Source organism: Streptomyces montanisoli (genome assembly GCF_017813245.1).
Taxonomy (GTDB): Bacteria; Actinomycetota; Actinomycetes; order Streptomycetales; family Streptomycetaceae; genus Streptomyces; species Streptomyces montanisoli.
The window spans coordinates 1-5,294 of record NZ_JAGIQL010000272.1 but is presented as its reverse complement, the minus strand read 5'-3'; the positions used below and the strand labels follow the sequence as shown (position 1 = coordinate 5,294).

At 72.8% G+C, this 5,294-nt stretch carries 3 protein-coding genes; all 3 read right to left on the bottom strand.

Going from position 1 to position 5,294, the window contains the following annotated elements:
• Window positions 1-111: 111 nt before the first annotated feature.
• Window positions 112-1,200 carry an ABC transporter permease gene (locus JFN87_RS31900; protein ID WP_209345809.1) on the bottom strand — a complete coding sequence of 363 codons (1,089 nt, stop codon included), beginning with the start codon at window positions 1,198-1,200 and terminating at the stop codon, window positions 112-114.
• 3 nt (window positions 1,201-1,203) lie between these two features.
• Window positions 1,204-3,090: an ABC transporter substrate-binding protein gene (locus JFN87_RS31895; protein ID WP_209345808.1), complete on the bottom strand. Its 1,887-nt coding sequence runs from the start codon at window positions 3,088-3,090 to the stop codon at window positions 1,204-1,206.
• 214 nt (window positions 3,091-3,304) lie between these two features.
• The coding region (locus tag JFN87_RS31890; RefSeq protein ID WP_209345805.1) for a MinD/ParA family ATP-binding protein at window positions 3,305-5,294 on the bottom strand (1,990 nt) is incomplete at its 5' end.

Genomic DNA, 5,294 nt, shown 5'->3' with positions numbered 1-5,294 from the left:
ATGTGCTGCCCCGCACCGCCGCGCGCCGCCGGCGCCGCGCGAGCCGGGCCGCCGACCGCCTGCCCGGCGGCGGCAGCTCCGCCGGCTCCTGCTGTTCCGCATCGGCGAGAGTCATCGGCCCACCCGGGGATCGAGGAACGGGTACAGCAGGTCCGCGAGGAGGTTCATCAGGATCATCGCCGCGGCGAACACCATGAAGAGGCCCTGCACGAGCGGCAGGTCCGGCACGCTCAGCGCCTGGTAGAAGAGGCGCCCGAGCCCGGGCCAGGAGAACACCGTCTCGGTCAGGATCGAACCCGCTGCGACGAAGCCCAGGTTGATGAAGACCATCGTCACAGTGGGCAGCAGCGCGTTGGGCACCGCGTGCCTGCGGCGCACGACCGCCTCCCGCAGGCCCTTGGCCCGCGCCGTCGTCAGGTAGTCGCCGCCCATCTCGTCGAGCAGCGACGACCGCATCACCAGCAGCGTCTGCGCGTACCCGACGGCGACCAGCGTGAGCACCGGAAGCACCATGTGGTGCGCCACGTCCAGCACATGGGCGAAGCCGGTGGTGTCGCCGGACGACATGCCGCCCGTCGGGAACATCCCCGGCACCGGGCCGAGCCCCACACCGAAGACGATGATCAGCAGCAGGCCGAGCCAGAACGAGGGCACCGACCAGAGCGTCAGCGCGAGCCCGGTGTTCACCCGGTCGCCCCGCCCGCCGCTGCGCCAGGCCGCGCGCGTGCCGAGCCACAGACCGAGCGCCGAGTACAGCACCACGGCCGTCCCCGTCAGCAGCAGCGTCGCCGGGAGCTTCTGCCAGATCAGCTCGGACACGGGCGCGTGGAACTGGTACGACGTGCCGAGATCGCCGGTGAGCGCCTGGCCGCAGTAACCGGTGAACTGGCGCCACAGCGGAAGGTCTAGCCCGAACTGGTGGCGCAGCGCGTCCTGCTGGGCGACGGTCATCGGCGCGCCGTGCGTCATGGCCTTGACCGGGTCCCTCGACAGCACGCGGAAGAGGAAGAAGCTGGTGACGAGGACCGCGCCGAGCGACACCAGCGCGCCCCCCGCCTTGCCCGCCACGTACACCAGGTAACCCGCGAAGGCGCCGCGCCCGGCCGTCCTGCCCCCGTCCGCGCCCTGCGGAGTCCGGGCATCGGGGGCCGGGCCGTCAGGTCGGCCGAGCGGGAAATCCGGTGTGCTCGCTGTGGTCATCGGCTACTCACGATCGTCGACGGTCGCTCGGCGGCGCACCACGAACCAGACGGCACCGGCCGCGGCCACGGCGGCCGCGAAACCCAGGGCGACGAGCGCACCGGTCGAGGGGGACCCGCCCGGGCGCTCGCCCTCCGGACCCGCCGCGCTCGCGGCCGGCACCGCCGACCACCAGCTCCAGTAGCCGTTCTGCCCCCAGATGTTGCCGGCCGCCGATGGCGTCGTCTCGATGGAGGCGATCTGGTCGGTGCGGTACGCCTCCATGGCGTTGGGGTAGGCGAGCACGTTCATGTAGCCCGTGTCGTACAGCCGCGACTCCATGCGCTTGACCAGCGCGGCCCGCTTCACCGGGTCGTACTCGGCGGACTGGCGCGCGTACAGCCGGTCGTACGCGGGATCGCAGATGAAGTTGTCGGTCGAGCCGCTCGAACGCGCCGTCGCCGGCAGGGCGCCGCAGGTGTGGATGGACAGCACGTAGTCCGGGTCGGGGCCGACCGACCAGCCGTCGAACGCGAGGTCGTAGTCGCCGGCGAGCCACGGGTCGCCGACGTTGTCCAGGCACTCCACCTTCAGCCCGATGCCCAGCTTCGCCCACCACTCCTTGAGGTACTGGCTGACGGCCTTGTCGTTGGGGTCGGTGGCGTGGCACAGGATCCGGAACGTCAGCGGCTTGCCGTCCTTGCCGAGCCGCCGCCCCTGCCGGTCCACGCGGTAGCCGGCCCGGTCCAGATCGCGTGCGGCGGCTGCCGGGTCGTAGGCGACGCGCTGCGCCGCCGAGGGACGCCAGTAGTAGGAGTGGAAGCGCGGCGGCAGGTAGCCCTGCCCGACCACCGCGTGGCCCTGGAAGACCGTGCGCACCAGGCGCTTCCTGTCGACGGACTCGAACAGCGCCCTGCGCACGGCCGGGTCGAGCAGGGCCGGGTTGCCGTCACCGAGCCTCTGACCGTTCCTGGCGCGGGCGCCCGGGTTCGTCGCGAGGGCGTAGAAGCGGTCCCCCGGCGCGTCGTTGACCTCGATGCCCGCGGTGTGCTCCAGGGACGTCGTCTGCGCGGGCGTCAGGTGGGAGACGAAGGAGACCTCGCCCTTGCGCAGCGCGGCCACGGCCGCGTCGCCGTCCTTGTAGTACTTCAGGTCCAGCTCGTCGAACTTCGGCGCGCCCCGCCAGAACGTCTTGTTCGGCTTCAGCTTGACGTACTGGTCGACCTTGTAGTCCGTGATGACGAACGGGCCGTTGCCGACGATCGGGAACTTCTTGTCGTTGTTGAACGTGGAGAAGTCCGTGACCTTGTCCCAGATGTGCTTCGGCACGATCGGCACGTCGAGCGCGGTCATGTCGGCCTGCGGCTTCTTGAGCCGGATGACGAGAGTCGTCGGGTCGGGCGCCGTGACCTCGGCAAAGTTCGCCGTGAAGCTGCCGTTGGCGGTGGCGGCGTCCGGGTCGGTCATCATCTTGCGGAACGTCCAGGCGGCGTCCTGTGCCGTGGCGGGGACACCGTCCGACCAGCGGGAGTTCTTCCTGATGGTGTACGTCCACACCAGCTTGTCGGGCGAGGACTTCCACGAGGTGGCGAAGCCCGGGATCGCGTGCCCGTCCTTCGGGTCGTAGTTGGTCAGGTACGAGTAGGCCAGCCGGTGGATGGTGGTCGCCACGAGCGACTGCGCGAGGAACGGGCTGAGCGAGTCCACGCTCTGGCGCACCGCGACCGTCAGGACCTTCCTGCCACCGCCGTTCGTGCCGTCCGCCGCGTGCGCCTTCTGCGCGGCTCCGGGAAACGCGCCGTACGGGAGGACACCCGCGGCCGTCACCAGCGCTGCCGCGGCCAGGCCGGCCGGCAGCAGGCGGGTCGGGCGGCGCCGCGGCGCGCGGCAGGGGGATACGGGTCGAGCCATGGCCGGTGACCTCGCGTCATCACTCGCTCGGCGACAGGGAAGCAGCAGGCAGCGGTCTCTCGTGCGGGGAACTGGTGAAGGGAGGTCTACCAGCGCGGGTCACAACGGGTCAACGACCCGGCACACACCGTGTTGCCCTGCGCGCGTGCGACGGGGCCCGCACGGACACGCGATCGCGCCGTGCGGGCCCCGGGGGAGGCGCGCCCGCGGCCGCCTACCGCGGCGGAGCCAGGGGTGGCGGCTGCGCCGGCCACCCGGGCGGCGGCACCGTGCCGTCCTGATCGTTGGCGTCCCGGCCGGGCTGACCGTCCTGCCGGCCCTGCTGGTCTGGCCCGGGGGCCGGTTGCTGCGCCGGGAGACCGGGGCCCGGGGGCGGGCCCCACCCGGGCTGCGGCTGGGGTGCGGGCGGATAGCCGTAGGACTGCTGCCCGTACATCCCGTCGTAGGCGGGAGGCTGCCCGGGCGCGCCCTGCGGCGGAACGCCGGGCTGCGGCGCGTACGGCTGCCCCGGCATCGGCTGCTGCCCTGGCATTGGCTGCTGCCCCGGCATCGGTTGCGCGGGGATCGCCTGGCCCGGCATGGGCTGCTGACCGGGCATGGGCTGCTGGCCCGGCATCGGCGGCGCGAGGTGCGGCGGCGGGCCGTTGCCCTCCGCCAGCCACAGCCCCTGCTGCTGCTGGGCGCGCGCGAAGTCGTCGGCGACCAGCGCCGAGAGGTTGAAGTACGCCTCACGGGTCTTCGGCCGCATCATGTCCAGATCGACCTCGGCGCCCGCCGCGAGGTGCTCGTCGAACGGCACGACGACCACACCGCGGCAGCGCGTCTCGAAGTGCTGCACGATGTCCTCGACCTTGATCATCTTGCCGGTCTCACGCACACCGGAGATGACCGTGAGGGAGCGCTGCACCAGGTCGGCGTACCCGTGCGCGGACAGCCAGTCGAGCGTCGTCGAAGCACTGCTCGCGCCGTCGACGGACGGGGTGGAGACGATGATCAGCTGGTCGGCGAGGTCGAGGACCCCGCGCATCGCGCTGTAGAGCAGGCCCGTGCCCGAGTCCGTCAGGATGATCGGGTACTGCTTGCCCAGGACCTCGATGGCCCTGCGGTAGTCCTCGTCGTTGAACGTCGTCGAGACGGCGGGGTCCACGTCGTTGGCGATGATCTCCAGGCCCGAAGGCGCCTGCGAGGTGAACCGCCTGATGTCCATGTAGCTGCTCAGGTAGGGGATCGCCTGCACCAGGTCGCGGATGGTCGCGCCCGTCTCGCGGCGCACCCTGCGGCCGAGCGTGCCCGCGTCCGGGTTGGCGTCGATCGCAAGGATCTTGTCCTGCCGTTCGGTGGCGAGCGTGGAGCCGAGCGCCGTGGTGGTGGTCGTCTTGCCGACACCGCCCTTGAGGCTGATCACCGCGATCCGGTAGCAGGAGAGCACCGGGGTCCTGATCAGTTCGAGCTTGCGCAGCCGGTCCGCCTCCGCGGCCTTGCCGCCGAACTTGAACCGCGAGGCGGCGGGGTTGCGGTTGCTCTTCGCCTTCTGCTTGCCGCCGCGCAGCAGCCGGTCGGACGACAGCTCGACGGCGGCCGTGTAACCGAGCGGAGCGCCCGGCACCGACCGCTCGCGGTGGTCGGGTGACGCGGGGGAGGGCCAGCCGGCGCCCGTGCGCGGATCGATCGGCTGCTGCGGAACGCCGGGCGCCGGCTGCGCCGCCGGCGGAGGCTGGGCGCCCGGGTGCTGCGGGGGCGGCGCCTGCTGGGAGCCGGGGTACGGGCCGGACGGCTGCGGCGGTGCCTGCCCGGGCTGCGGAGCGCCGGGCTGCGGCGCACCGGGCTGCGCGAAGCCGTTCCCGCCGTGCTGCGGCGGTACGGGCGCGCCGCCCGGCTGAGCGGGCTGACCCTGCGGCGGGAACCCGTAGCCGCCCTGCGGGAGCTGCCCTTCCGGCTGTCCCGGCTGTCCCGGCTGACCCGGCTGTCCCGGCTGTCCCGGTTGTCCTGGCTGGCCCGGCTGCGGGTAGCCGTAGCCGGGTACCTGCGGCGGAATCGGGGCGCCCGGCGCACCCGGGTAGCCATAGCCACCGGGCTGCTGCGGCTGCCACGGGGCGGGTGCGCCAGGAGCCTGCGGCGCGGGCGGCTGCGGGGCCACGGGCTGCGGGGTCACGGGTTGCGGGGCGACGGGCTGCGCCGGCGGCTGCGCGCTGTCCTGCGGCGCG

Coding starts and splice junctions, on each gene's coding strand:
- JFN87_RS31900 (WP_209345809.1), bottom strand. CDS start 1,200: ATGACCACAGCGAGCACACCGGATTTCCCGCTCGGCCGACCTGACGGC.
- JFN87_RS31895 (WP_209345808.1), bottom strand. CDS start 3,090: ATGGCTCGACCCGTATCCCCCTGCCGCGCGCCGCGGCGCCGCCCGACC.